Origin of the sequence: Paenibacillus sp. FSL H3-0333 (assembly GCF_038002805.1) — a bacterium.
GTDB classification, from domain to species: Bacteria; Bacillota; Bacilli; order Paenibacillales; family Paenibacillaceae; genus Paenibacillus_AQ; species Paenibacillus_AQ silagei.
On record NZ_JBBODG010000001.1, the window covers coordinates 4,030,905 to 4,054,348 of the forward strand.

The 23,444-nt window shown below is 52.2% G+C and carries 26 protein-coding genes; 23 read left to right on the forward strand and 3 right to left on the reverse strand.

The annotated features are described in order from the left end of the window. The first annotated feature begins 135 nt into the window (after positions 1–135). Entirely contained in the window at positions 136–546 is a 411-nt protein-coding gene (locus MHH78_RS18255) for a MerR family transcriptional regulator (RefSeq protein WP_019910684.1), read from the forward strand. Positions 547–575: 29 nt separating this feature from the next. Continuing rightward, entirely contained in the window at positions 576–1,904 is a 1,329-nt protein-coding gene (gene glnA / locus MHH78_RS18260) for a type I glutamate--ammonia ligase (protein WP_036724635.1), read from the forward strand. Positions 1,905–2,229: 325 nt separating this feature from the next. On the opposite strand, the gene MHH78_RS18265 is transcribed toward glnA, so the two are convergent. Further along, on the reverse strand, positions 2,230–2,817 hold the full coding sequence (locus MHH78_RS18265) for a GNAT family N-acetyltransferase (protein ID WP_341168331.1): 588 nt from the start codon (positions 2,815–2,817) through the stop codon (positions 2,230–2,232). 682 nt (positions 2,818–3,499) lie between these two features. Between MHH78_RS18265 and MHH78_RS18270 the strand changes: the two genes are divergently transcribed. The 4 genes from MHH78_RS18270 (at position 3,500) to MHH78_RS18285 (ending at position 4,793) form a co-directional block, all read left to right on the forward strand. Next, the gene (locus MHH78_RS18270) at positions 3,500–3,772 is read left to right on the forward strand and encodes a hypothetical protein (RefSeq protein WP_341168332.1); all 273 of its coding nucleotides are present in this window, start codon (positions 3,500–3,502) and stop codon (positions 3,770–3,772) included. Positions 3,773–3,787: 15 nt separating this feature from the next. Beyond that, complete coding sequence (locus tag MHH78_RS18275; protein ID WP_341168333.1) at positions 3,788–4,147, forward strand: hypothetical protein; 360 nt, start codon at positions 3,788–3,790, stop codon at positions 4,145–4,147. A gap of 91 nt (positions 4,148–4,238) precedes the next feature. Further along, positions 4,239–4,460, forward strand: a complete 222-nt coding sequence (locus tag MHH78_RS18280; protein WP_036695469.1) for a hypothetical protein — start codon at positions 4,239–4,241, stop codon at positions 4,458–4,460. A gap of 114 nt (positions 4,461–4,574) precedes the next feature. Next, the gene (locus tag MHH78_RS18285) at positions 4,575–4,793 is read left to right on the forward strand and encodes a hypothetical protein (RefSeq protein WP_036726416.1); all 219 of its coding nucleotides are present in this window, start codon (positions 4,575–4,577) and stop codon (positions 4,791–4,793) included. Positions 4,794–4,872: 79 nt separating this feature from the next. Here the strand turns inward: MHH78_RS18285 and MHH78_RS18290 are convergent, their stop codons facing one another. Both MHH78_RS18290 and lexA read right to left on the reverse strand, forming a co-directional pair. Beyond that, a complete protein-coding gene (locus MHH78_RS18290) occupies positions 4,873–5,211 on the reverse strand; it encodes a L,D-transpeptidase (protein ID WP_076079347.1) in 339 nt (112 codons plus the stop codon). A 188-nt stretch (positions 5,212–5,399) separates the two neighbouring features. After that, the gene (lexA, locus tag MHH78_RS18295) at positions 5,400–6,026 is read right to left on the reverse strand and encodes a transcriptional repressor LexA (protein ID WP_036695466.1); all 627 of its coding nucleotides are present in this window, start codon (positions 6,024–6,026) and stop codon (positions 5,400–5,402) included. A 197-nt stretch (positions 6,027–6,223) separates the two neighbouring features. On the opposite strand from lexA, the gene MHH78_RS18300 reads away from it, so the two are divergent. From MHH78_RS18300 to MHH78_RS18380, 17 genes are all read left to right on the forward strand, one after another. Further along, positions 6,224–6,640 (forward strand): LysM peptidoglycan-binding domain-containing protein, encoded by a 417-nt coding sequence (locus tag MHH78_RS18300; protein WP_341168334.1) that lies wholly within the window; start codon positions 6,224–6,226, stop codon positions 6,638–6,640. 109 nt (positions 6,641–6,749) lie between these two features. Further along, positions 6,750–6,959 carry a DUF896 domain-containing protein gene (locus tag MHH78_RS18305; RefSeq protein WP_036695465.1) on the forward strand — a complete coding sequence of 70 codons (210 nt, stop codon included), beginning with the start codon at positions 6,750–6,752 and terminating at the stop codon, positions 6,957–6,959. A gap of 47 nt (positions 6,960–7,006) precedes the next feature. After that, a complete protein-coding gene (locus MHH78_RS18310; protein ID WP_036726420.1) occupies positions 7,007–7,534 on the forward strand; it encodes a hypothetical protein in 528 nt (175 codons plus the stop codon). A 35-nt stretch (positions 7,535–7,569) separates the two neighbouring features. Then, on the forward strand, positions 7,570–8,355 hold the full coding sequence (locus MHH78_RS18315) for an HAD family hydrolase (RefSeq protein ID WP_341168335.1): 786 nt from the start codon (positions 7,570–7,572) through the stop codon (positions 8,353–8,355). 217 nt (positions 8,356–8,572) lie between these two features. Continuing rightward, entirely contained in the window at positions 8,573–8,995 is a 423-nt protein-coding gene (locus MHH78_RS18320) for a FixH family protein (RefSeq protein ID WP_341168336.1), read from the forward strand. A gap of 169 nt (positions 8,996–9,164) precedes the next feature. Next, the gene (gene metH / locus MHH78_RS18325; RefSeq protein ID WP_445668100.1) at positions 9,165–12,542 is read left to right on the forward strand and encodes a methionine synthase; all 3,378 of its coding nucleotides are present in this window, start codon (positions 9,165–9,167) and stop codon (positions 12,540–12,542) included. Positions 12,543–12,726: 184 nt separating this feature from the next. Beyond that, positions 12,727–13,677 carry a ribonuclease Z gene (gene rnz / locus MHH78_RS18330; RefSeq protein ID WP_076079343.1) on the forward strand — a complete coding sequence of 317 codons (951 nt, stop codon included), beginning with the start codon at positions 12,727–12,729 and terminating at the stop codon, positions 13,675–13,677. A gap of 293 nt (positions 13,678–13,970) precedes the next feature. Further along, positions 13,971–14,759, forward strand: a complete 789-nt coding sequence (locus MHH78_RS18335) for a TIGR01457 family HAD-type hydrolase (RefSeq protein WP_341168338.1) — start codon at positions 13,971–13,973, stop codon at positions 14,757–14,759. Between the two features lie 45 nt (positions 14,760–14,804). After that, entirely contained in the window at positions 14,805–15,620 is an 816-nt protein-coding gene (locus MHH78_RS18340) for an Fpg/Nei family DNA glycosylase (RefSeq protein ID WP_036726428.1), read from the forward strand. Beyond that, complete coding sequence (locus tag MHH78_RS18345; RefSeq protein WP_341168339.1) at positions 15,610–16,461, forward strand: deoxyribonuclease IV; 852 nt, start codon at positions 15,610–15,612, stop codon at positions 16,459–16,461. The genes MHH78_RS18340 and MHH78_RS18345 overlap by 11 nt, the downstream gene beginning before the upstream one ends. Before the next feature lie 2 nt (positions 16,462–16,463). Continuing rightward, on the forward strand, positions 16,464–16,787 hold the full coding sequence (locus MHH78_RS18350; RefSeq protein WP_340993191.1) for a thioredoxin family protein: 324 nt from the start codon (positions 16,464–16,466) through the stop codon (positions 16,785–16,787). After that, positions 16,787–17,569 carry an ABC transporter ATP-binding protein gene (locus MHH78_RS18355; RefSeq protein ID WP_341168340.1) on the forward strand — a complete coding sequence of 261 codons (783 nt, stop codon included), beginning with the start codon at positions 16,787–16,789 and terminating at the stop codon, positions 17,567–17,569. The genes MHH78_RS18350 and MHH78_RS18355 overlap by 1 nt, the downstream gene beginning before the upstream one ends. Next, positions 17,566–18,603 carry an SAM-dependent methyltransferase gene (locus tag MHH78_RS18360; protein WP_341168341.1) on the forward strand — a complete coding sequence of 346 codons (1,038 nt, stop codon included), beginning with the start codon at positions 17,566–17,568 and terminating at the stop codon, positions 18,601–18,603. Before MHH78_RS18355 ends, MHH78_RS18360 begins: the two co-directional genes overlap by 4 nt. Positions 18,604–18,730: 127 nt before the next feature. Continuing rightward, positions 18,731–20,251 (forward strand): serine/threonine protein kinase, encoded by a 1,521-nt coding sequence (locus MHH78_RS18365; RefSeq protein ID WP_341168342.1) that lies wholly within the window; start codon positions 18,731–18,733, stop codon positions 20,249–20,251. Between the two features lie 145 nt (positions 20,252–20,396). Continuing rightward, entirely contained in the window at positions 20,397–21,956 is a 1,560-nt protein-coding gene (locus tag MHH78_RS18370; RefSeq protein WP_341168343.1) for an ABC-F family ATP-binding cassette domain-containing protein, read from the forward strand. Between the two features lie 79 nt (positions 21,957–22,035). Beyond that, entirely contained in the window at positions 22,036–23,103 is a 1,068-nt protein-coding gene (locus MHH78_RS18375) for a ThiF family adenylyltransferase (protein ID WP_341168344.1), read from the forward strand. Positions 23,104–23,118: 15 nt separating this feature from the next. Next, complete coding sequence (locus MHH78_RS18380; protein ID WP_341168345.1) at positions 23,119–23,424, forward strand: Dabb family protein; 306 nt, start codon at positions 23,119–23,121, stop codon at positions 23,422–23,424. The last annotated feature ends 20 nt before the right edge of the window (positions 23,425–23,444 follow it).

Consider the following 23,444-nt stretch of genomic DNA (forward strand, 5'->3'; position numbering starts at 1 on the left):
CATCGGACACTTTGATCTGTTAATCTCACAATGGGTGAAAGAAATCTTGTGAGAAAAACTCACATACCATTGACACGCCATATAAGGAAATGTACAATGAGATGAGAAAAAGATCATTGGAAGGTTGGATGAGTCATGGGTGATGAAATCCGCAGAAATATGGCATTATTTCCGATTGGAATCGTAATGAAGTTAACAGATCTATCCGCCAGACAAATTCGTTATTATGAGCAGCACAGCCTGATCGTACCTGCGCGTACCTCCGGCAACCAGCGTTTGTTCTCTTTTAATGATGTGGAACGTCTGCTTGAGATCAAGGCGTTGATTGAGAAGGGTGTTAATATTGCCGGCATTAAGCAGGTGATGAATCCTGTCTCGAAGGAATCTGAAGAAGCTACGGTTATTACCCCTGACACAGAGGTGAGACGTAGAGAGTTGTCTGATTCGCAGCTTCACCGTCTGCTGAAGCAGGAGCTGGTTTCCGGTAAAAGACCGGGACAAGTGTCTCTGATCCAAGGTGAGCTATCCCGGTTTTTTAATAAATAATATAGAGCTGTTGAAAGGGAGAGGGTAACGTGAGCTTTACTAAAGAGGATATTCTGCGCATTTCCAAGGACGAGAACGTCCGGTTTATTCGCCTGCAATTCACCGATTTGCTGGGAACGATCAAGAATGTAGAGATTCCGGTAAGCCAGCTTGAAAAAGCACTCGACAATAAAATGATGTTCGATGGCTCGTCCATCGAAGGTTATGTGCGGATTGAAGAATCCGATATGTATCTGTATCCGGACCTGAGCACCTGGGTTATCTTCCCTTGGGTGACTGACAGCCGTGTGGCACGTCTGATTTGTGATGTGTACATGCCGGATGGCACACCGTTTGCCGGAGACCCGCGTGGTATCCTCAAGCGTTGTCTGCAGGAAGCGGAAGAAATGGGCTTCACAGCTATGAATGTCGGACCGGAGCCGGAATTCTTCCTGTTCAGAACAGACGAGAAGGGCAATCCGACTACAGAGCTGAATGACCAGGGTGGATATTTCGATCTGGCGCCAATGGATCTTGGGGAGAACTGCCGCCGCGAAATCGTATTGACACTGGAAGAGATGGGCTTTGAAATTGAAGCCTCCCACCACGAAGTGGCTTCCGGCCAGCATGAAATTGACTTCAAATATGCCGATGCCATCAAGGCAGCGGATCAGATTCAGACCTTCAAGCTTGTCGTGAAGACGGTAGCCCGCCATCACGGCCTGCATGCAACCTTTATGCCTAAGCCGCTGTTCGGTATGAACGGATCTGGTATGCACGCTCACCAATCCCTGTTCAAAGGCAAAGAGAATATGTTCTACGATGAGAGCGATAAGCTGGGCCTTAGCAAGACTGCCCGTTATTACATGGCGGGGATTCTGAAGCACGCACGTGCTTTTGCAGCGATCACTAACCCGACTGTCAACTCTTACAAGCGTCTGGTACCTGGTTATGAAGCGCCTTGTTATGTAGCCTGGTCTGCAAGTAACCGCAGCCCGATGATCCGTATTCCGGCTTCGAGAGGACTCAGCACACGCGTTGAGGTTCGTAACCCGGACCCGGCGGCTAACCCTTACCTTGCACTCGCTGTTATGCTGAAGGCAGGTCTGGATGGAATCAAGCGTCAGCTCGATCTTCCGGCTCCTATCGACCGTAACATCTATGTGATGTCCGAAGAAGAGCGGATCGAAGAAGGCATTCCAAGTCTGCCAGCCGATCTGAAGGAAGCCCTGAACGAAATGATCCGCAGCCACGTGATCACAGAAGCCCTCGGCGAACACGCCCTGGCCCACTTCTACGAGCTGAAGGAAATCGAATGGGACATCTACCGCACCCAGGTCCACGAGTGGGAAAGAGATCAGTACATGACGCTTTACTAGGATACAGCAGCCCTTGGCGCTATTCGCGCCGGGGGCTTTTTATATTTTTTAGAGAGTATGATTTACATCTGTCCGGGGATCTAGTGCTCTTACGTATGTGGGATTCAAGATGTATACAAAAAACCGAACACAATTGGCGGCCGCGAAGGGTTAGTTAGATTGTGGTGAAGACATACCCAAAAAGCAGGCTTCCTAAAGCTAGCACAACAGTCATGCCAAGGAGCACTCTAATATAAAAAACCAACAGCTTTCTTTTACCGAGAAATAAATCCCGGACTGCTGTTGGTATATGGAACTGAACGTCTCTGATTAGGTTAATGTATGATTATATATTTTGGTCATCCTTATGATGAAGATCCCTATATTCATTCTTTGTTAAACCAAACAACATAGAATCATGATATTTACCATTGATATAGAAGATTTGACGTCGGACTCCTTCTTGAACGCATCCTACTTTTCTAAGCATAGCAGCCGATGCCTTATTTCCGTCCAGAACATAATCATTAAATTTATTAAGTCTACGCTCGAAAAATGCATATTTTAAAAGCATGTGCACTGCCCTGGTACCGTAACCCTTACCTCGATAGGGATGATCAATTACAATACCTATGCTGAAAGTACCATTCCTCTCGTCAATGCTGTTTAGATTAATACCACCTACCGTTTCACCGTTCATATTTTCAATAGTAAACATGATTCGGCCATTAGTGGACGAAAATTCAACGTTCTCTTCAACGAATTTCTTCGCACCCGAGATTGTAGGCGGCAATTCAATAGTACATTCCAGAAAACGACGGGCAGGGGTATCGAATGCAGTTAAATATATACTTTCCCAATCCTCAGCCTCTATTGAACGCAATCTAATTTCATCATCCTGCCAATAATAGTTTGTATAATCTATATTTCGCATAAGTACACCTCCAAATAATATCACGATTCTATAAGTTTATCTCATGAAATATATATTTTGGAGGTGCTTTTTGATTATAAGTAATCTTAACATGATGACATTACTTAGATGGTGAAGTTCTAAGATTATTGTTCAAAGTCAAACGGGGGAGGGCGGAAGATCTGCTACATTAGTATATAAGTTATTCCGAAGTATGTTTATAAAAAAGGCGCCTACTCCCACCAAACGTAGTATGTGCCTAGCTGCTCTGTAAGTTGGTTAATCGTAGCGAGGATCTCTGGCGAATATTCGGTGATCAGAACGCCTTGGATGAGCGGCATTGCCTTAAGCGAAAATCCATTCAACGTTTCCTCCCAGGTTTAATAGATTATTCTTCGAGAGGAATCGGGGGCCGGATGATATACCATAGCAATCCATAAGCTAATCCAAAGTAAAGGAGTATACCCAGTATGGATAGGGACAGAAGAATGAGGATAACCTTATTTCCGTTCATACATTTACCTCCTAAATAAAAAAACTCTCCCGATTTTTAGTGCGGGGGAGAGACTGAAGATGAAGACTGAGCAAAACCCTTACAACATAATATAAAGGAATTATAACTCCAGATCAATTCATTTTACATACTATTCCATCTCCTATATACTTAACCAGAAGAGAATTCTAGTGGCAGACATGGGAGCGGATGATGAAGAATACATATAAGATTATGCTTTCGCTGATGCTCATCCTGGCGCTAACATGTCCGGTGGCTGGGGCGGAAGGAGTGGCTGTGCCAGCGGAGACCCAAACTAGGCTTATGGAGCAATATGGGCTGGATGCGCCGGCTCTGCCGTTGTGGGATTGGAGCAGCGTTGATGTCGGGGGCAGTGGCATTACAGGTGGGATGCTGTTCGTGTACCGGATGATGTTGAATCCGCTGGGGGTCATGTTGCTAGAGATACTATATATTCTGTAGTAGAGGGGGAAAAGAATGAATTCGCGTTATGATACGCCAAGCCCTGCACGCAGAGTCCGCAGGAGATCGGGCGGTAAGTCGTTACTGGTTCTTATCCTTGTTCTGATTGTGATGGCGGTTACGAATCCGGGAAAGGAAGCATTCAGTGAATATTCTGTAAAGAATCTGGAAAATACGCTCGGTCAGGAAATAGGCGACGGAATTACCAAGCAGGTGGCCCAGCCTGTAATTGAGTCTTTGACCGTGAGGGATAACTACATTTTGTTTTCTGTATTCAGTGTACCGGACCTTAAGAATACCAATTTTTTTACCCGGGATGGCGGGGCCACGAAGAAGTATATCGGATTGTTCAAAATCCTGTTTATTAAGCTGTAAATATGGTTTACATATTGTTCCATGACCCGGTATAATTGAATAGATTCGAGACGGAATCTTTAATATGGTTGTGGAACAAGGAGGAACGAAGTTGAATACGGCTTATAAAGTACTGTCCAGTGATGCTGATCTATTCGCTGCCGCACTGGCACAGGTACAGGTCTACGTCGTTCAGCTGGTTGATGGCAAACCGCATGTGATTGCTGATTATGCCGGACCTGTACAGAAATGGACACCGGAGTACATTGTGCTGGCCGGAATGACTTATAGACGCGATGAATTTGAATTCCGGGTACGATTGAACAAGAAGTAAGCAGATTCGCTGCCCACTACCTGCAGCTCTAACTAACATTACTGCCGAATCACACAATCTTTGGAGCCATTCTTGGCATCTCTTATACTATCCAAGTGTAAAAGAGGTGTAAAGATGAGCCAAAGAGAACGTAACCGGATTCGCAGAGCCATTAATGTCCTGCTGACACAGCGGGCAATCCTGCTGGAGAGACTGGAAGAAATCAATGAGAATCTGCGCAGGGTGCCTAGAGGTTCGCGGGCCAGAAGAGAACTGCTGGCAGCCAGAGAATCGATCCGCGAGGCCATCCGTTTGAATACGGTGGCTATCCGTCTGTTGAGAAGTGTGCTGTAGTCTGTATCCGCTCTAATTTATATGAGTCACAGGAACCCTTGGGACGCAATCTGGCGTCTCAAGGGTTTTTGCGACGTTCCTATTCCCGGATGGTGACACGGGTACCTATGGGAACGAGGGCGGCTAGAGCCAGAACATCTGCGTTATACATACGAATACAGCCGTGTGAGACCATGTGGCCGATGGAGGATGGGTCATTGGTTCCGTGGATGCCGTAATGCGGCTTGGACAGTCCCATCCAGAAGGCACCGAACGGACCGCCCGGATTGGGCTGTTTGTTAATGATGGTGTATTCGCCTACAGGCGAGACGGTTAACATTTTGCCGATGCCGACAGGGAAGCCTCTGGTGACAACGTCATTATCCAGCAGGTACAGCATGCGCTGTGACAGATCGACGATAATTCGGTAATTGGGCATACAGATCAGCACTCCTTTGTAACAGGATATGTGCGGAGCTAGGCAGCGGTTCGCAGAAAAAATGGCCAAAAAGCCGAATGCGAACAAATGTTTGTATACATCTTTTTGGCCACTACACGAAGTAAAATGAACATAAAACAGGCTGCTTCGCATGGTGCGGAGCAGCCTGTTCTTAAGCGGGGAGTAGATTAGTGGATATCGCGGAATAATCCGATGACCCGGCCCAAAATCGTAACGCGGTTGAGGCGGAGAGGCTCGTACGCCGGATTCTCCGGCTGCAGCCTGATATGATCCCGTTCTTTGTAGAAGGTCTTGACAGTTGCTTCATCTTCTTCGGTCATCGCTACAACAATATCGCCGTTGTCGGCAGTCTGCTGCTGGCGCACGATGACATAATCCCCGTTCATAATTCCGGCATCCACCATACTGTCACCAAGGACAGATAGCATAAATACCTTGTTATCACCTACATAATGAGCAGGCAACGGGAAGTAATCCTCAATATTCTCTGTTGCTGTAATAGGAACACCAGCTGTAACCTTACCCACTACCGGGATGCGGGTAACGGTCTGGACGAATTGATGCACATTCTCTGAATCTTCCTGGCCGAGTAGTTCAATGGCACGCGGTTTCGTTGGGTCACGCCGGATCAGGCCCTTTTTCTCAAGCCGGTCCAAGTGACCATGCACGGTGGAGCTGGAGGCCAGTCCGACAGCCTCGCCAATCTCGCGGACGGACGGAGGATAACCCTTGCTGCGGACTTCATTACGTATAAATTCCAGGATCGCCAGCTGACGACTAGAAATCTTTGACATCGGTATCAACCCCATATACTATGTTTGGGAAAATTATAACATAGAACTTCCGTTCGTACAAACATAAGTTCTAAAATGAGGAAAATAAGAGAACGGAAATAAAGAGAACAAATGTTCCGAAAAAACTATTGATCGAAACACATGTTCGTGTTATATTATTTTCGAAAGCAAGAACATGTGTTTGGAGGATGATAATCATGTTAAAGTATAGTACATACAACAGCATCTACAATAATGAGGATATCAAGGTGTCCGCTCCCGGTAATCCAACTGCTAATAGTAATGTAACCAAGATCAAGGACGCGATTCTTCATAGTGTCGCTGCGCTATCATCACTATTCCGTCAGGTTAGCCTGATGAAGATGCTCCTGGTGCTGATGCTTGTTATTTCGGGATTCACTGTGGTGGGGAATGTTTTTGCCGGTTCGGTCTCGTCGATGAAGCCGGATAAGCGGATTGTAGTCGAACGCGGGGATACCTTATGGAGTATTGCGTTAAGCAACAAGCCTGAGGACATGAAGACAGCCGTATATATAGAAGGAATAATGAAGAGTAATCATTTGGAGAACAGCTTCATTAAGGCCGGAGATATTCTGACTTTACCTTTATACTGAAGGAATGCAGCAGGCTAATGATCGACTCGGAGAGCTTTCAGGGGGTAGACCTTGACAAGCTCTTTTTCTCATGGCAAAGTTAAAATGAATTTAGAGGGAGGGAAACGTATTGAATATTGACGAATTGGTCGCACGCATCAATGAATTGGCACGCAAAGCTAAGAACGGCGGCCTGAATGAAGAGGAACTGGCTGAACGTGCCAAGCTCCGCGAGATTTACCTGGGGAATATCCGCACTAACTTTCGGGCCCAGCTTGATACCATCGAAATTGTGGACAATCCGGAGCATGAAGAAGGCAATAACGGACTTAAGCATTAGCCTGTTGCCTTTTCATAGATAATACAGGATGACTAGGGGGAACTTACATGGCCCGTTCTTGGGAAAGAATGGTTCAACGCAACACCAAGCAAATTAACCAGCAAAGAAAGAAGCAGGGGAAGGACTCCATTTACACTTCCAGCACTAAGACTGCTGCGAAAAGCATCGATATTTTCAAAGGCCGCAATATTGTATTCCCCGTTGTACTGATGCTGCTTGGCATCATGTTCTGGGTGGTCGGCTCAATTGACGAAGCCAAAGGAAGCGGGATTCTGGCCAACTGGCTGGGTGTAGTGCTGTACTTCCTGCTTGCTGCGCTGCTGTTCTTCCGCCGTCCGTTCCTTAAGGTTGAGCGTGCGCGTATCTCTACTATTAAATACAACCGCGAACGCTTCCTGGCTGCGGCGGATATTGAGAAGATCACTTTATCGCGCAGTGTAGTTACTATTAAGTATAAGGGTAAGCGCAAGCAGTGGATTTTCTCCAAGCTGATTAACCGTTATGACACTGCTGCGATGGGGGAACGCCTGGAGCAGTTCGCCAAGAACAACAACATTGAGGTTGTGCACGAATAGGAAGACAGACCAGCATATAGGGAGTGGAAGAACAAATGCCGATTACCGCCGTACTATTTGACCTTGACGATACTCTGCTGTGGGATGACCGCAGTGTGGAAGAAGCCTTCCGCTATGCTTGTGAGGCTGCTGGAGATTCCGTTGATCCCGGGGAGCTGGAAGCTGCTGTACGCAGGGAAGCCCGTACACTGTACGAATCCTATGAGACGTATCCGTTCACGAAGCTAATCGGTATTAACCCGTATGAAGCGCTGTGGGCGAACTTCACTGCCGGTGAGCAGCCGGAGTTCCGTCAACTGGAACAGCTTGCCCCTGTCTACCGTAAGGAATCCTGGCGCCGCGGCCTGGCCTCACTCGGGGTAGAGGATGAAGCGCTGGCTGCACAGCTGGCTGACAAGTTCGCCGCAGAGCGCCGTAGCCGTCCCTATATCTATGAGGAGACACTTCAGGTGCTGAACGAGCTGCGCGGTAAGGTGAAGCTGCTGCTGCTGACGAACGGCTGCCCGGCCCTTCAGCAGGAGAAGCTAGATGGTGTGCCGGAGCTTACCCCGTATTTTGACCACATTGTAATTTCGGGAAGCTTCGGCAAAGGCAAGCCGGACAAAGGAATCTTCGAGCATGCGCTCGGACTGCTGGATATTACTCCGGAGCAAGGGATAATGGTGGGCGATAAGCTTACGACAGATATTCTTGGGGGCTTGTCTGCCGGACTGACCACGGTCTGGATCAACCGAAATAGCAAAGCCTCGGACCCGGAGATTACGCCGGATTACCAGATCAGCCATCTTTCAGAGCTTCTGCCGCTGGTAGACTCCCTATAATTGAATTCTATGAGGCCAGTATCCTATTTTAGGATATTGGCATTTTTTATAAAGATATGACTATTCTCATGTTAACGAGTGAATCATGCAGCTTCTTTAAGGCAAATTGAATAAAATGTGTATAATAAGAAGAGTAGCGATCTGACTTTCATTGTAATATAGAATGGATATGTTCGTGGATGAAGAAGAATCTACCTATGAACCGGGAGGACTTCAGATGATGAAGCCAAGGATACGCAGGGGACTTATATGCATTATAATGGGGATGACGCTAGCCGGATGCTCGGGGAATAAGGAAGATGAGATGCAGATGCATGCTGCGGCCAATTCCTCCATGTCACCGATTAAGGTGGAGCTGAGCTGGACCCCGGAGGAAGTAACCGCAGGGACGGCAGTAAGCTTCAAGGCTGTGGTGACACAGGACGGTGAACCAGTGGATGATGCGAGAGAAGTAATGTTTGAGGTCAACGAGGCAGCGGATAAGACCAAGAAGGTTGAAATCAAGGGTGAAAGTGCCGGGGAAGGGGCTTATGTCGGGGAACATACCTTTGCAGAGGCAGGCGAATTCAGTGTCACTTCACATGTGACTGCCCGGACGCAGCATTCCATGCCAAGCAAGAAACTTGTGGTAGCGCCGTAATAGAAATGAAATCAATAGAAATACAAATAATGCAGGGTGGAAAGGAAGGCTTTCCGAAATCCCTTTATTCTGCTAAAATTACTCTAATGTTTCACTGGGGGGATGGAAAGTGGCCAAATACACACTTGCTGAGAGCTTGCAGCAGCGCATATTGATACTGGATGGAGCTATGGGTACCATGATTCAACAGGTGCCGCTCACCGGCGAGGATTTCGGCGGGGATGACCTGGATGGCTGTAATGAAATGCTGGTGCTGACCCGGCCGGAGGTTATACAGGACATTCATGAGAAATACCTGGAGGCCGGTGCGGATCTGATTGAGACGAACACCTTCGGTGCCACTTCAGTGGTGCTTGCCGAATATGATATACAGGACCGTGCCCGGGAGATTAACCTTGCGGCCGCCAGACTTGCACGTGATGCCGCTGATAAATATGATACACCGCAGCGCCCGCGTTATGTTGTAGGAGCTATGGGACCGACCACCAAGACGCTCTCTGTCACCGGGGGAGTCACCTTCAAGGAGCTTATAGACAGCTATGAAGAACAGGCGGTTGCCCTGATCGACGGCAAGGTGGACGCGCTGCTCCTGGAGACATCCCAGGATACCCTGAACGTGAAGGCTGGAAGCATTGGCATCCGTAACGCCTTCGAGAAGAGCGGAATTACGCTGCCGGTGATGATATCAGGAACAATTGAACCTATGGGAACTACACTTGCCGGTCAGAATATAGAAGCCTTCTATATTTCGCTGGAGCATCTGAAGCCGGTGTCCATCGGACTGAACTGTGCTACCGGACCGGAGTTCATGCGGGATCATATCCGTTCTCTGTCCGCAATCTCTTCAGCGGCCGTCAGCTGTTACCCGAACGCAGGTCTGCCGGATGAGAACGGGAATTATCATGAATCCCCGGATTCCCTGGCCCGTAAGCTGGGCGGCTTCGCGGAGAAGGGCTGGCTGAACATTGCCGGCGGCTGCTGCGGAACGACTCCTGATCATATCCGGGCGATGGCTGAAGTGATGGAGGCTTACCCGCCGCGTAAGCTTGAAGGCCAGCATCCTCCGGCCTTATCGGGGATAGAGCCGGTGTACGTGGAGAGTGAGAACCGTCCGTATATGGTCGGTGAACGGACCAATGTCCTCGGTTCCCGGAAGTTCAAGCGTCTAATTGTCGAGGGGAAATATGAGGAAGCTTCGGAGATAGCCCGTGCCCAGGTGAAGAGCGGCGCACAGGTTATTGATGTCTGCGTGCAGGACCCGGACCGGGATGAGACGGAAGACATCATGCGGTTCCTGGAGCTGGTGGTGAAGAAGGTCAAGGTGCCGTTAATGATCGATACGACGGACCCGAAGGTCATTGATCTGGCCTTGCAGTATTGTCAGGGCAAAGCGATCATTAACTCCATTAACCTTGAAGATGGTGAAGAGAAGTTCGAGCTTGTCACGCCACTGATTCATAAATACGGAGCAGCGATTGTAGTTGGTACCATCGATGAGACCGGCCAGGCCATCCTGGCTAAAGACAAACTTGAGGTGGCCAGACGTTCCTACGATTTGCTTGTCAACAAATACGGTCTGGCTCCCGAGGATCTGATCTTCGATACCCTTGTGTTCCCTGTAGGAACCGGGGATGAGCAGTATATCGGCTCCGCCAAGGAGACGATTGACGGTATCCGTCTGATCAAGGAGGCTATGCCTGCTGTTCACACGATTCTCGGTATCAGTAATGTCTCCTTCGGTCTGCCGGAAGCCGGCCGCGAGGTGCTGAACTCGGTATTCCTGTACGAGTGCACCAAGGCCGGTCTGGATTATGCCATTGTGAACACCGAGAAGGTGGAGCGGTACGCATCGATCCCTGAAGAGGAGCGCAAGCTCGCAGAAGAGCTGATCTATAATACGAATGACGATACCTTGTCTGCGTTCGTGGCGGCTTTTCGCGGCAAAAAGGTCGAGAAGAAGGAGAAGATCTCCAATCTCTCCCTGGAGGAGCGCCTAGCTTCCTATGTGGTAGAAGGCACTAAGGAGGGGCTGATCCCGGATCTGGATGAAGCGCTGAAGACCTCGCCTCCGCTGGAGATCATTAATGGACCGCTGATGGCGGGGATGTCTGAGGTCGGACGGCTGTTCAATAATAATGAATTAATCGTGGCAGAGGTACTCCAGAGTGCGGAGGTCATGAAGGCCTCTGTAAGCCATCTGGAGCAGTTCATGCAGAAGGATGAGACCTCGGTTAAGGGGAGAATCATGCTTGCGACCGTCAAGGGTGATGTGCATGATATCGGTAAAAACCTGGTCGAGATTATTCTCTCCAACAACGGTTATGAGATCGTCAATCTGGGGATCAAGGTTCCGCCAGAGAATATTATTGAAGCCTTCCGCAAGGAAAAGGCTGACGCCATCGGCTTGTCGGGACTGCTGGTGAAGTCGGCGCAGCAGATGGTGCTGACTGCGCAGGATCTTCGGTCCGCCGGTATTGATGTGCCGATTATGGTGGGCGGTGCGGCACTGACCCGCAAATTCACCAAGACCCGAATCCGTCCGGAATATGACGGACTCGTCTTATACGCGAAGGATGCCATGGACGGTCTGGATATCGCCAACCGGCTGATGAACCCGCTGGAGCGGGTGAAGATTGAGGAGGAGGTCCGCGAGGAGGCTGAGGCTGCCGTAGCTGTCGCTCCGCAAGCGCCGCTTCCCGAGCTTACGCGCGCAGTCCGCTCCAAAATCTCTGGTGATGCTCCGGTGTTCACCCCGCCTGATCTGGAGCGTCATGTCCTGCGCAATTATCCGCTAGGACATGTGATTCCTTATGTGAATATGCAGATGCTGCTCGGCCATCATCTCGGTCTGCGCGGCTCTGTAGAGGCGCAATTGGCAGCGCGGGACCCGCGTACGGTAGAATTGAAAGAGACCGTTGACGATATTCTGCATCAGGCGATGCTCGAAGGCACGATCGTGCCGCATGCGATGTACCAGTTCTTCCCGGCCCAGTCACGCGGGAATGACATTCTGATCTATGATCCGCAGGATCAGGCCAAGGTGCTGCATACCTTCACCTTCCCGCGCCAGAATGTGGAGCCGTATCTCTGCCTTGCTGACTTCCTGAAGCCAGTGGAGGGCGGAGCCATGGACTATGTGGGCTTCCTGGTGGTTACTGCGGGACATGGTGTCCGTGAATTATCGACTGAACTTAAGGATAAGGGTGATTATCTCCGTTCCCATGCTCTGCAGGCAGTCGCTCTTGAAGTCGCGGAGGGTCTGGCTGAACGTGTCCATCATATGATGCGCGACACCTGGGGATTCCCGGACCCGGCAGATATGACTATGAAGCAAAGACATGGCGCGCGTTACCAGGGCATCCGTGTATCCTTCGGCTACCCGGCCTGCCCGGATCTGGAGGATCAGGGGCCGTTATTCAAGCTCATAAAGCCTGAGGATATCGGCGTGCAGCTTACCGAGGGCTTCATGATGGAGCCGGAGGCTTCGGTCTCGGCGATGGTCTTTGCCCACCCTGAAGCGCAGTACTTCAATGTGGAGAAGCTCTGAGCCTTCCGCATGCTTACCGGTCAGAAGGGGCTATGCCCCGACTTTTCGGAACCTCCCGTTACCGGGAGGTTTTTTGCTGCAAAAGATGCTTTTACAGCCAAAACAGAGTAGAATTCTTGTCATAAGAACAGACAAGATCACAAAAAATAATGAAGACATCAGGGCGAGAGAGGGGAGGGACATAATGGAAATCTATTTTCTCGGAACGAATGCCGGGGTGCCGACGCTGCAGCGCAATGTGACGTCGGTTGCACTCCGGCTGCTTGAAGAACGGCGAACCTTCTGGATGTTCGACTGCGGGGAAGGGACACAGCATCAGGTTCTGCGCTCGCCGCTGCGGCTGGGCAAGCTGGAGAAGCTATTTATCACCCATCTGCACGGTGATCATCTGTTTGGCCTGCCTGGACTCATCTCCAGCAGGGGCTACCAGGGCGGGACTTCACCGCTTACGGTGTACGGACCTCCCGGGCTCAAGGCATATCTGGACATATCGCTGTCTGTCAGCCAGTCCCGCATTCCTTATAAGCTGGAGATTGTGGAGCACAGCGGCGGGCTGATTTTTGAGGATGAGACCTTCAAGGTGGAAGCAGGACTGCTGGAGCACCGGATTGACAGCTATGGCTACCGGGTTACGGAGAAGGACAGTCCGGGTAACCTGAATACGGAGCTGCTGAAGAGCTATGGACTGAAGCCGGGACCGCTATATGGCCGGTTAAAAAAAGGCGAGGATATCACTACTGATGAAGGCGTGCTGATCCGGGCGGCCGAGGTGATTCATGCACCCAAGCGCGGACGCATCGTAGTTATTCTGGGAGATACCCGGCCTTGTGCGGGCTCACTGCCGCTGGCGCAGGATGCCGATCTGATTATTCATGAGGCGACATTTGCCCATGGCCTAGCAGAAATGGCTCATCAATATCATCACAGCACGGCACAGCAGGCTGCGGAACTGGCAAGAGATGCAGGCGGGGCTGAGCTAATCTTGACCCACTTCAGCTCGCGTTACACTTCGCAGGAGGAGCTCGCTCCACTGCTGAAGGAAGCGCAGGAGATCTTCCCGAATACGCTGCTGGCAGAGGAATTTTGCACCTTCCCGGTCTACCGGAGAACCCCGGGAAATGACGCTGCGGACTGAATTATTTTCCGGGAAAGCGCAGGAAATGACAGGGCTATGCCAAAAATAGCCGGGCGCTGCAGGAGTTCGCTAGCGTTCGACGAAGAACGTTAAATTTAAAGTAAAAGCTGAAGATTAAGCGTACGAAGCAGTAGAGAAAATGCCGAAACGAAGCGGCTAAAAATCGCAGGCAGGCGGGCAATAAATCCATTCACAGCGCGCTTCCCGGAGAAGCTGCCGCTGCTCTGAAATATAATTCATAGGGTTAATAATAAATGAGATGAACCACTTAATTCGAATCGACAGGAGGAGTTATGAACAATATCGGAGGCTTGTTAATTGATCTGGATGGCACCTTGTATCATGGCGGCAGAATGATTCCCGGGGCCCAGCGGCTGATAGCAGCGCTTCGTGCGGCGGAGATTCCGTTCCTGTATGTGACGAATAACTCTTCAAGAACACCGGCGAGTGTAGCTGCGCATTTGCGCGGAATGGGCATTGAAGCCAGGCCCGAGGAGGTCTGCACTTCAGCGCTGGCTGCGGCGCGTTACATTGCCGGAGAATCTCCGGGAGCATCCGTGGCGATACTTGGAGAAGAGGGGCTGGTGGAAGCCTGCACAGAGGCAGGGCTAACCCTGGTCTCCGAGCATCCGCAGGTTGTCGTTCAGGGGATCGACCGTTCTTTTACATATGAAGCACTGGCCCGCGCCTCGCGTTGGATTCGTGAAGGAGCCAGATTCGTCCTGACCAATCCCGACCTGATGCTTCCCTCCGATGACGGAGTGATGCCCGGTGCAGGTTCGATAGGTGCAGCTATTGAAGCAGCCAGCGGAGTGGCGCCCGTGGTCATCGGCAAGCCCGAGACGCACCTGGTGACATATGCGACATCTCTGCTCGGCATCAAGCCGGAGGATGCGGTGATGGTGGGTGACAATATGAGAACGGATATCTTGGCGGGGGCCAATGCAGGCTGCCGGACTGTACTGGTGCTTACGGGACTTACCACCCGGGATAATCTGGAGCATTACCAGCAGCTGACCGGAGTCAAGCCTGATGAAATTTGTGCTGATTTAGCTGAACTTATGGTACTGCTCGGTGTATAATGACAAAGGTGACCATTTGACCATCCAAGAAGGGAAGATGACAATATGCCGGAATTGCCGGAAATGGAGAATTACAGAAAGCTGCTTAGCCAGCATCTAATAAACGTACCCATTACAGGGGTAACCGTAAATAGAGAAAAGACTATCAATATGGAGACTGAAGAATTCGTGAAGGGACTGGTTGGTGCCCGAATTGTATTCGTGGAACGCCGCGCCAAGCATATCCTCTTCCATCTGCATGACGGCCGCAGACTGCTGCTGCATCTGATGCTGGGCGGACTACTGTTCTATGGTACAGAGGAAGAACGTCCTGACCGTACTACACAGGTTGAGCTTGCGTTCGGTGAGCATATCCTCTACTTCATGGGACTGCGTTTGGGCTATCTCCATCTGCTGTCTGTCAAGGAGGGTGAAGCGGCAATGGGGAAGCTTGGACCCGAGCTGCTGGACCGCCGGATGACGGCCGAACGCTTCGCCGGACTGCTCAAGGGACGGCGCGGCGCGCTGAAGAGTCTGCTGGTTAACCAGCATGTTATGGCCGGAATCGGCAACTGCTATGCTGACGAGATTGCTTATGAAGCCCGTCTGCTACCATCTACGCTTGTTCAGAACCTGTCACCGGAAGCGGTGACCCGGCTGTACGACAGCGTGCGTAAGGTGTTAACGGATGCCACTGAAATCGGCGGGTATATGGAAATGCCGTTCATGACCGGCGACACCGTGACCGGTTCTTATAATGATGCCTGTAAAGTGTATGACCGTGAAGGCGAGCCTTGCCTGCGCGGCGGGGGAACCATAGTGAAGACAGAGCTGTCCGGACGCAAGGTATTCTATTGCCCGGATTGCCAGCATGACGCATAGCCCCTTCATAGGGGCGCATGTCAGCATACGCGGCGGGTACGGGCAGGCTGCCCGGTCCGCCAGGGAGAGCGGGGCTACATGTTTTCAGTATTTTCCGAAGAATCCGCGCAGTCTGAAGCTGAAGCCGGTAGACTACCGCGATGCAAGCAGCTGCGCAGAATACTGCCGGGAGCAGGGGATGGCTTCCATTGCCCACACCCCGTATCCGACGAATCTGGCTGCTGGCCCGGGCGACAGAGAGGTGATGATTGCCTCCCTGCGCAACGATCTGGAGATTGCCGAGGCGTGCGGATCGGTGGGCATTGTGGTGCATTTCGGCCATTTTGCCGGGATGGAGCCGTTACAGGGTTATCAAAAAATTATACAATGTATGAACGAGGTGCTGGCAGACTGGACGGGACGAACCAAGCTGCTGCTTGAGAATATGGCAGGGAATCATGGGTATGAAGGCATGACGCCCGAAGAGCTGGTTAAGGTCCGTGAGCTGTGCCGCTACCCGGAGAAGATCGGCTTTTGCTTCGATACCTGCCATGCTTTCGCTGCAGGCATCTGGAACCCGGAGCAGACGGAGGAGCTTATCGCACGCGGTGAGAAGCTGGGGTACTGGGCGAATCTGGCGGCTGTGCATTTGAATGACTCCCGGTTTCCCTACGGCTCCCGGCGGGACAGACATGCCGGAATCGGCAGCGGATATATCGGGGGAGCGGCGCTTAGCCAGCTTGTGAAGATGGAGGCCCTGGCTGATAAAGTGATCGTTATGGAAACGGAAAAGGGACCGGATGGCACGCACAGAGCGGAGATTGCTGCTGTGAGGACCTGGTTTGAGGCGGGGGAGGATTGAGGATGAAGGAAATGAATCAGCCGGAGCTGCTGGAGCTGCTGGCCACGAAGGGCGAGCCGCTTGTCCTGTTTCTGCATACCCCGCTATGCGGAACCTGTAAGGCAGCCCGGCGGATGATTGAGGTGGCGGAGCATCTGCTTCCGCCTGGCCTTTTGATTGCTGAGGGGAATGTCAATAGGCTCCCTGATCTGGTGAACACCTATCAAATCTCAAGTGTGCCCGCTCTGTTGGCCGTATCTGCTGACCGCAGCGCTGAACCGGACATCATCTATTCCATTCACTCTGTTGAACGGGTGCTGGCATACATAAGGAGAGTGACATTATAATGATATCATTACAACATCTGTCCCTGCGCAGGGAGGAGAGCCTGATTCTTGACGATGTATCGCTGGATATGAAGCAGGGGGAGAACTGGGTCATTCTCGGGCGTAACGGCTCCGGCAAAACCACCCTGCTGGAAATGATGACCGGCTACCTGTTCCCCAGCAAGGGCTCTGTTGAAGTGCTGGGGTACAAGTATGGTCAATGTGATCTGCGCGAGGTGCGCAAGAGAATCGGTTATATCGGCCCGTCCCTGATGGAAAAGCTCTCGCTAACCGACCCGGTCTGGGAGGTTGTAGCTACTGGTGCCTATGCGTATTTACGCTTCTACCAGGAGATTCCGCAAAGTGTGAAGGACCGGTCGCTTAAGCTGCTGGAGGAGATGAACCTCGGCGAACTGGCGTATCATCCGTTCGGCTTGTTATCCCAGGGGGAGCGTAAGAAGGCTATGCTGGCCCGCTGCCTGATCGCAGAGCCTAAGCTGCTTATTATGGACGAGCCTTGCGCCGGTCTTGATTTATATGAACGGGAGAAAATGCTTGCCGAGATCGACAAGCTGCGGCAGCATAACGTTGGAGTGGTGTATGTCACCCATCATGTGGAGGAGATTGTTCCGCTCTTCACTCACGTGGCGCTGATCCGTGACGGGAAGCTGGCAGGAGCCGGTCCCAAGGAAGAGGTGCTGACGCAGGAGATGCTGATGGCTACCTATGATCTTCCGGTCAAGGTTGAATGGGATAATGGACGTCCCTGGATAAAAATAAGTTCTGGAGGCAAAGCGATTTGAACGATGTTACGGAAGACAAGATCATTTCAAGATATATCTGCACGGCGAACCATGGCTTCGCCCCCTATGCACAGGAGGAGCTTAGACGCCTGTTCGGAGCGGTGAAAAGCACCTTGCTGCTGCCGGGAGAAATCTTCCTGGCCACGCTTGAGGCGGAGCCGGAGGAGGTAGTGCAGCGGCTGGCACAGAACCTGCCGGTCTTCTTGCGCCACATCCAGCCTGTTGATTTCCAGGACACCGGCGATCTGCCGGCTCTGGAACGGCTGGCGGTATACTTAAGCCGGCGTTCGGAGCTGCAAGGCGAGAAGGTGTCGCTGCATGTTCGTAAAGGCTCGTCCTCCTTCTGGGAGCAGAGTCCGGGTGAGCTGCGCGAATGGCTGCAAGCCAGGCTTGACAGCCTCGGGGCCGAGTTCACCGTGCAGGAGCCCGCTTGGGTGATCTCCGTCTATGCGGACGGTGACGCGCTGTATGCCGGTGTATCCCGGCCGGAGGCGAACCTGTCCAGCTGGAATGGCGGCATGATCCGCTTCCGCAAGGAGGACGGACAGATCTCACGGGCCAAATTCAAGCTGATGGAGGCGGAGAAGGAATTCGCCATTCCGTTCTACAGCTTCAAGAATGCGGTCGATATCGGCGCTTCTCCGGGCGGCTGGACTTCGTTCCTACTGGAGCGCGGTCTCAAGGTTACTGCTGTTGATCCGGCGCTAATGCACCAATCCTTACGTAAGAATCCGGCACTCAAGATTCTGCGCAAAAATGCCGGAGAGGTCAAATTCCGTGAGAACGAATTTGACCTGCTGGTCTGCGATATGAGCTGGAGCCCCAAGCTGATGGCGAAGCTGGTCACTGAGCTGCTGCATAGCCTGACACCGGGCGGCAGCGCGATTGTTACCGTGAAGCTGATGCACAAGAAGCCCATGGCGGTGATCAAGGAGATCATCACCATGTTTGAAGGCCAGCGGATGCAGGTCCAGCGTGCGAAGCAGCTGTTCCACAACCGGGACGAGATTACACTTTATATGATTAAGTATTAATTCATATTTGCAGGATTATGGGAAAGCATCCCGCAGTCTGCACCTCCGGCTTCTTGCCGGTTCCGGTGCGGGCAGTGGGGGCTTTTTTTGCGTTATACAACATTCTATATGAACAGGCGGGGAAGAGATGGAATTCACAGGAAAGTTAAGTCCCGGACAGATTCTGGGAGGGCGTTATTATGTAACCGGCCTGATAGGAACAGGCGGAATGAGCCGGGTATATCTGGCGGAGGATGTGCGGCTGCCGGGCATGCTGCGGGCCATTAAAGAAAGTGTAATCCGGGAGGGGAGTTATGGTGCGGGCGCCATTCAGGCGGAAGCGGAGCTGTTAATCTCGCTACGTCATCCGCTGCTCCCGCAGATTGCGGATTTCTTTCCGCCGGACGCTGACGGCTACACCTATCTGGTGATGGATTATATCGAGGGCATCACCCTGCATCAGTATATGGCAGAGCATCCCGCTGCAATGACGGGAGAGCGAATCCTCAGCTATGCCCGGCAACTGCTGGAGGTACTGCATTATTTGCACAGCCATGAGCCGCCGATCGTCTACCGGGATCTCAAGCCTTCTAATATCATGCTGACTGGAGAGCATGAGCTGAGGCTCATTGACTTCGGGATTGCGCGCAGGCTGAGAAACGGCTCCGGTGAGGATACGGAGAAGCTAGGAACAGCCGGGTTCGCAGCCCCGGAGCAATATGGGGGCGGGCAGAGTAGTCCGGTGTCGGACCTGTACGGGCTTGGCGCGCTGCTGCTGTATATGGCTTCCCGCGGGGAGTTCAGCGCCTGGCAGCCCGGGATGGAGCGGAAGCTGCAGGGTCAGCTCCCGGACCGGATGATTCCGGTCATACGGCGGCTGCTGCGGCATCACCCGGAGGAACGGTATGGCAGTGCTGAGGAGGTAAGGATGGTCCTCCAGCAGCTGGAGATTGGTGGTGCGGGGGAAGCAAGACATGAGCGGACGAACATACGCAAGGCTGCGGATGACCTACAATCGCAGCCATCGCCTGTAGTAGTGGCAGTATTAGGAGTGTCCCCTGGAATTGGGACCACACATACCTCGCTTGCTGTCAGCCGCTGCCTGTCGCCCGCAGGACGGACGGCATGGGTAGATTGTAATCCCGGTTCGCAGGTATTTAACCGCATGAAGGAAATGGCGGGGAGCCCTGAAACTAGCGGTGTTCAGGGGACACAGGAGCAGCCGTTCACCTGGATGGGGGTAGACTACTGGAAACTGGCCCCTTCGGAAGGACTCCTGCAGGGGCCGGATCAAACCTATACTTACATCGTCCTGGATCTTGGAACCGGCGGCGGTGAGGGGGCGCTGGAGGTGTTCACCGGCAGCAGATTCCCGTTATTGATTGCCTCGGGTGCGGATTGGCGGCTGGAGGATACCCTGCACTGGCTGCGCCGCAGAGGTCTGATTCCCAGGCCGGAATGGCGGATCTGTCTGCCGCTGGCCGGGGAGCATACTGTGGCGCTGCTGGCTTCCCTGCTTGAACCTGCCAGCGTATACAGCCTGCCGCTTCAGCAGGACCCTTTTCAGAGTAAAGGGAAGCTGGTTCAGGCCATTAGGGGGCTGATTGGTCCGCTTAAGGGTGCACGTTTTCCTGCAAAGAATATTAGATTGTTTCAGAAAAAGAGCTGAACGCTCAGAGCTTTTTGACAGTTTTTCAGAAATCGGGCTTTATTTCTATTTCAGTGCAGGGTGCAGGTGTGCTAGAATGGAGCGATATCTATAATTATTGAACCTCTTGGTATTTACAATATAGAATGGAGCTTGCAGAGAATTTATGAGTTTACTTAGTGTAGAAGACGTTTCCCATAATTTCGGGGACCGGGTGTTGTTCAAGGATGTGTCCTTCCGTCTGCTGGATGGAGAGCATGTGGGAATCGTGGGTGCGAACGGCGTGGGCAAATCGACGCTGATGAATATTTTGACCGGCAAATTATTGAAGGACAACGGTAAGGTGGAATGGACGCCGCGGGTCCGTTACGGATATCTGGATCAGCATACCCTGCTTACCGCCGGTAAAACCGTGCGCGATGTGCTTAAAGATGCCTTCCTGCCGCTGCTGGAGCTGGAGCATGAGATGCTGGCGATTACCGATAGAATGGGGGAGGCGACTCCCGAGGAGCTGGACCTGCTGCTTGAGCAGATGGGTGACATTCAGGAGCAGCTCGATATCGGCGATTTTTACCTCATCGATGTGAAGGTTGAAGAGATGGCGAACGGACTGGGCCTGACGGCGATCGGTCTGGACCGGGATGTCACTTCCCTGAGCGGGGGACAGCGGACCAAGGTTCTGCTGGCAAAGCTGCTGCTGGAGAAACCGAATGTACTGCTGCTCGATGAGCCTACCAACTATCTCGATGTGGAGCATATTGACTGGCTGACGAATTATCTGAAGCAATATCCGTATGCGTTCATGCTGATCTCCCATGATACGGAATTCATGAACAAAGTGGTCGATGTGATCTATCATCTGGAGTTCTCGAAGCTGACCCGCTATACGGCCAATTACGAGAAGTTCCTGGAGATGGCGGGGATGAACAAGGCCCAGCATATTGATGCGTACGAGAAGCAGCAGGATTTCATCAAAAAGCAGGAGGACTTCATTCAGCGCAACAAAGCGCGTGCCTCCACCTCAGGCCGGGCCAAGAGCCGGGAGAAGCAGCTTGGACGGATGGAGCGGATTGACAAGCCGGAAGAGGCGATGAAGCCTACGTTCCAGTTCAAGGAGAGCCGGGCCAGCGGGAAGACGGTGTTCGAGGGCGTTGATTTCGAGATCGGGTATGACCGTCCGCTGCTGCCAAGTAAGCTGAATATGATCATAGAACGCGGTGACAAGATTGCGATTGTCGGCTACAATGGGGTCGGCAAATCGACACTGCTCAAAACGATTCTGGGTGTCATCCCTACGTTCAGCGGAAAAACCTACCTTGGTGATTATCTGAGTTCAGCCTATTTCCAGCAGGAGCTGAAGGCGGAGAATATCACGCCGATTGAAGACGTATGGAATGAATTCTCCGGTCTGACCCAGAATGAAGTGCGTGGCCATCTGGCCCGCTGCGGTCTCAAAAACGAGCATATCACCCGTCCGATGAACATGCTGAGCGGCGGCGAGCAGGCTAAGGTCCGCCTGTGCAAGCTGATGATGCGTGAGAGCAACTGGATTCTGTTCGATGAGCCTACGAATCACCTTGATATTGTAGCCAAGGCTGAGCTTAAGCGGGCGCTTATGGAATACAAGGGAACGATTCTGCTGGTGTCCCATGAACCGGAGTTTTACGAGGATTGGGTGACGAAGGTCTGGAATGTGGAGCAGTGGTCCGCGCAGACCGAATACTAATGGAGTCCGGGAAAAGTGGAGGTCTGCGCTTTTCCCGGTTTTTTAACAAAAACCTACGTACATAGGGGGCTGTTCAGAGATGGGTCCTGATCAAAACACGCCGGTTCCGGCTTCTTCGGCCGGCAGGGATGGCAGATATTCAAGACAGGTCCGCTTCGCGCCGTTCGGCGCAACAGGACAACAGGGGCTGGCACGTTCCTGTGTGCTGGTCGTTGGCATGGGGGCGCTGGGGACAGGCATCGCCGAGACATTGGCCCGCTGTGGGGTAGGGCGGCTTATCCTTGTTGACCGTGACTATGTGGAATGGAGCAACCTGCAGCGCCAGCAGTTGTATACGGAAGAAGACGCCCGTGTGCGGACGCCCAAGGCGGCTGCAGCCCGTACCCGGCTGATGGCGGTTAATTCGGAGATTGTGATCGAGGCCCATGTGCTCGATGTACGTGCAGAGGAGCTGGAGAGTCTGCTTCCCGGCGTGGATCTGATTATGGACGGGACCGATAACTTCGATACCCGGTTGATCATCAATGACCTGGCTCAAAAGCACGGCATCCCCTGGATCTACGGAGCCTGTGTCGGAAGTTACGGCATTACGTATACGATTCTGCCGGGTGAAACCCCTTGTCTGAATTGTCTGCTGGGCACGATCCCGCTCGGCGGGGATACCTGCGATACGGCGGGCATTCTTCCGCAAGCGGTGCAGATGGTTACTACGAATGGAACGGCTGAGGCGCTGAAGCTGCTCGGCGGATTCAAAGACAAGCTGCGCGGCAAGCTGCTGACCTTCGATATCTGGCGTAATGAGCAGCAGGAGATTGGGGTCCAGATGGCGAAAAAGACGGACTGTCCCTCATGCGGTGAATCACGGAGCTATCCGTATCTGTCAGCCTCTAATACAGAGCGCAGCGACGTGCTGTGCGGCAGGGATACGGTGCAGATCCGTCCGGCACACCGCAGAAGCCTTGATCTGGAGGAGACGGCCGCCCGCCTGTCCAGGCTCAGCAGCGGCAAGGTGGAGAGCAATCCGTATCTGGTTTCTTTTACAGAAGAGCCGTACCGGATGGTTGTGTTCGCAGACGGGAGAGCCTTAATACATGGAACCAGTGATATCGCAGCCGCCCGCAGCTATTATCACCGGTATTTCGGATAATGGAGGAGAAACGTAATGAACAAGGGAACCATCCGTCATATGGCCGTATTTACACTCAAATCTGCCCCGGATTCGGAGGAGACCAGAGCTTTCCTGCGGGATGGTGCTGAGATTCTTAGCGCTATTCCGGTGGTGGAGAATTTCGAGGTGCTGCGTCAGGTCAGCGCCAAGTGTGAGCACCAGTACGGATTCTCGATGGAGTTCGCCGATCAGGCGGCTTATGATGCCTACAATAATCATCCGGCGCATCAGGCTTTTGTCGCAGAGCGCTGGGACACCCAGGTGTCCGCATTCCAGGAGATCGATTTCGTACAAATATAAGAAATTATATGTTGCACACG

Coding starts and splice junctions, on each gene's coding strand:
- MHH78_RS18255 (WP_019910684.1), top strand. CDS start 136: ATGGGTGATGAAATCCGCAGAAATATGGCATTATTTCCGATTGGAATC.
- MHH78_RS18265 (WP_341168331.1), bottom strand. CDS start 2,817: ATGCGAAATATAGATTATACAAACTATTATTGGCAGGATGATGAAATT.
- MHH78_RS18270 (WP_341168332.1), top strand. CDS start 3,500: ATGATGAAGAATACATATAAGATTATGCTTTCGCTGATGCTCATCCTG.
- MHH78_RS18275 (WP_341168333.1), top strand. CDS start 3,788: ATGAATTCGCGTTATGATACGCCAAGCCCTGCACGCAGAGTCCGCAGG.
- MHH78_RS18285 (WP_036726416.1), top strand. CDS start 4,575: ATGAGCCAAAGAGAACGTAACCGGATTCGCAGAGCCATTAATGTCCTG.
- MHH78_RS18290 (WP_076079347.1), bottom strand. CDS start 5,211: ATGCCCAATTACCGAATTATCGTCGATCTGTCACAGCGCATGCTGTAC.
- lexA (WP_036695466.1), bottom strand. CDS start 6,026: ATGTCAAAGATTTCTAGTCGTCAGCTGGCGATCCTGGAATTTATACGT.
- MHH78_RS18300 (WP_341168334.1), top strand. CDS start 6,224: ATGTTAAAGTATAGTACATACAACAGCATCTACAATAATGAGGATATC.
- MHH78_RS18310 (WP_036726420.1), top strand. CDS start 7,007: ATGGCCCGTTCTTGGGAAAGAATGGTTCAACGCAACACCAAGCAAATT.
- MHH78_RS18315 (WP_341168335.1), top strand. CDS start 7,570: ATGCCGATTACCGCCGTACTATTTGACCTTGACGATACTCTGCTGTGG.
- MHH78_RS18320 (WP_341168336.1), top strand. CDS start 8,573: ATGATGAAGCCAAGGATACGCAGGGGACTTATATGCATTATAATGGGG.
- metH (WP_445668100.1), top strand. CDS start 9,165: ATGGGTACCATGATTCAACAGGTGCCGCTCACCGGCGAGGATTTCGGC.
- rnz (WP_076079343.1), top strand. CDS start 12,727: ATGGAAATCTATTTTCTCGGAACGAATGCCGGGGTGCCGACGCTGCAG.
- MHH78_RS18335 (WP_341168338.1), top strand. CDS start 13,971: ATGAACAATATCGGAGGCTTGTTAATTGATCTGGATGGCACCTTGTAT.
- MHH78_RS18340 (WP_036726428.1), top strand. CDS start 14,805: ATGCCGGAATTGCCGGAAATGGAGAATTACAGAAAGCTGCTTAGCCAG.
- MHH78_RS18345 (WP_341168339.1), top strand. CDS start 15,610: ATGACGCATAGCCCCTTCATAGGGGCGCATGTCAGCATACGCGGCGGG.
- MHH78_RS18350 (WP_340993191.1), top strand. CDS start 16,464: ATGAAGGAAATGAATCAGCCGGAGCTGCTGGAGCTGCTGGCCACGAAG.
- MHH78_RS18355 (WP_341168340.1), top strand. CDS start 16,787: ATGATATCATTACAACATCTGTCCCTGCGCAGGGAGGAGAGCCTGATT.
- MHH78_RS18365 (WP_341168342.1), top strand. CDS start 18,731: ATGGAATTCACAGGAAAGTTAAGTCCCGGACAGATTCTGGGAGGGCGT.
- MHH78_RS18370 (WP_341168343.1), top strand. CDS start 20,397: ATGAGTTTACTTAGTGTAGAAGACGTTTCCCATAATTTCGGGGACCGG.
- MHH78_RS18375 (WP_341168344.1), top strand. CDS start 22,036: ATGGGTCCTGATCAAAACACGCCGGTTCCGGCTTCTTCGGCCGGCAGG.
- MHH78_RS18380 (WP_341168345.1), top strand. CDS start 23,119: ATGAACAAGGGAACCATCCGTCATATGGCCGTATTTACACTCAAATCT.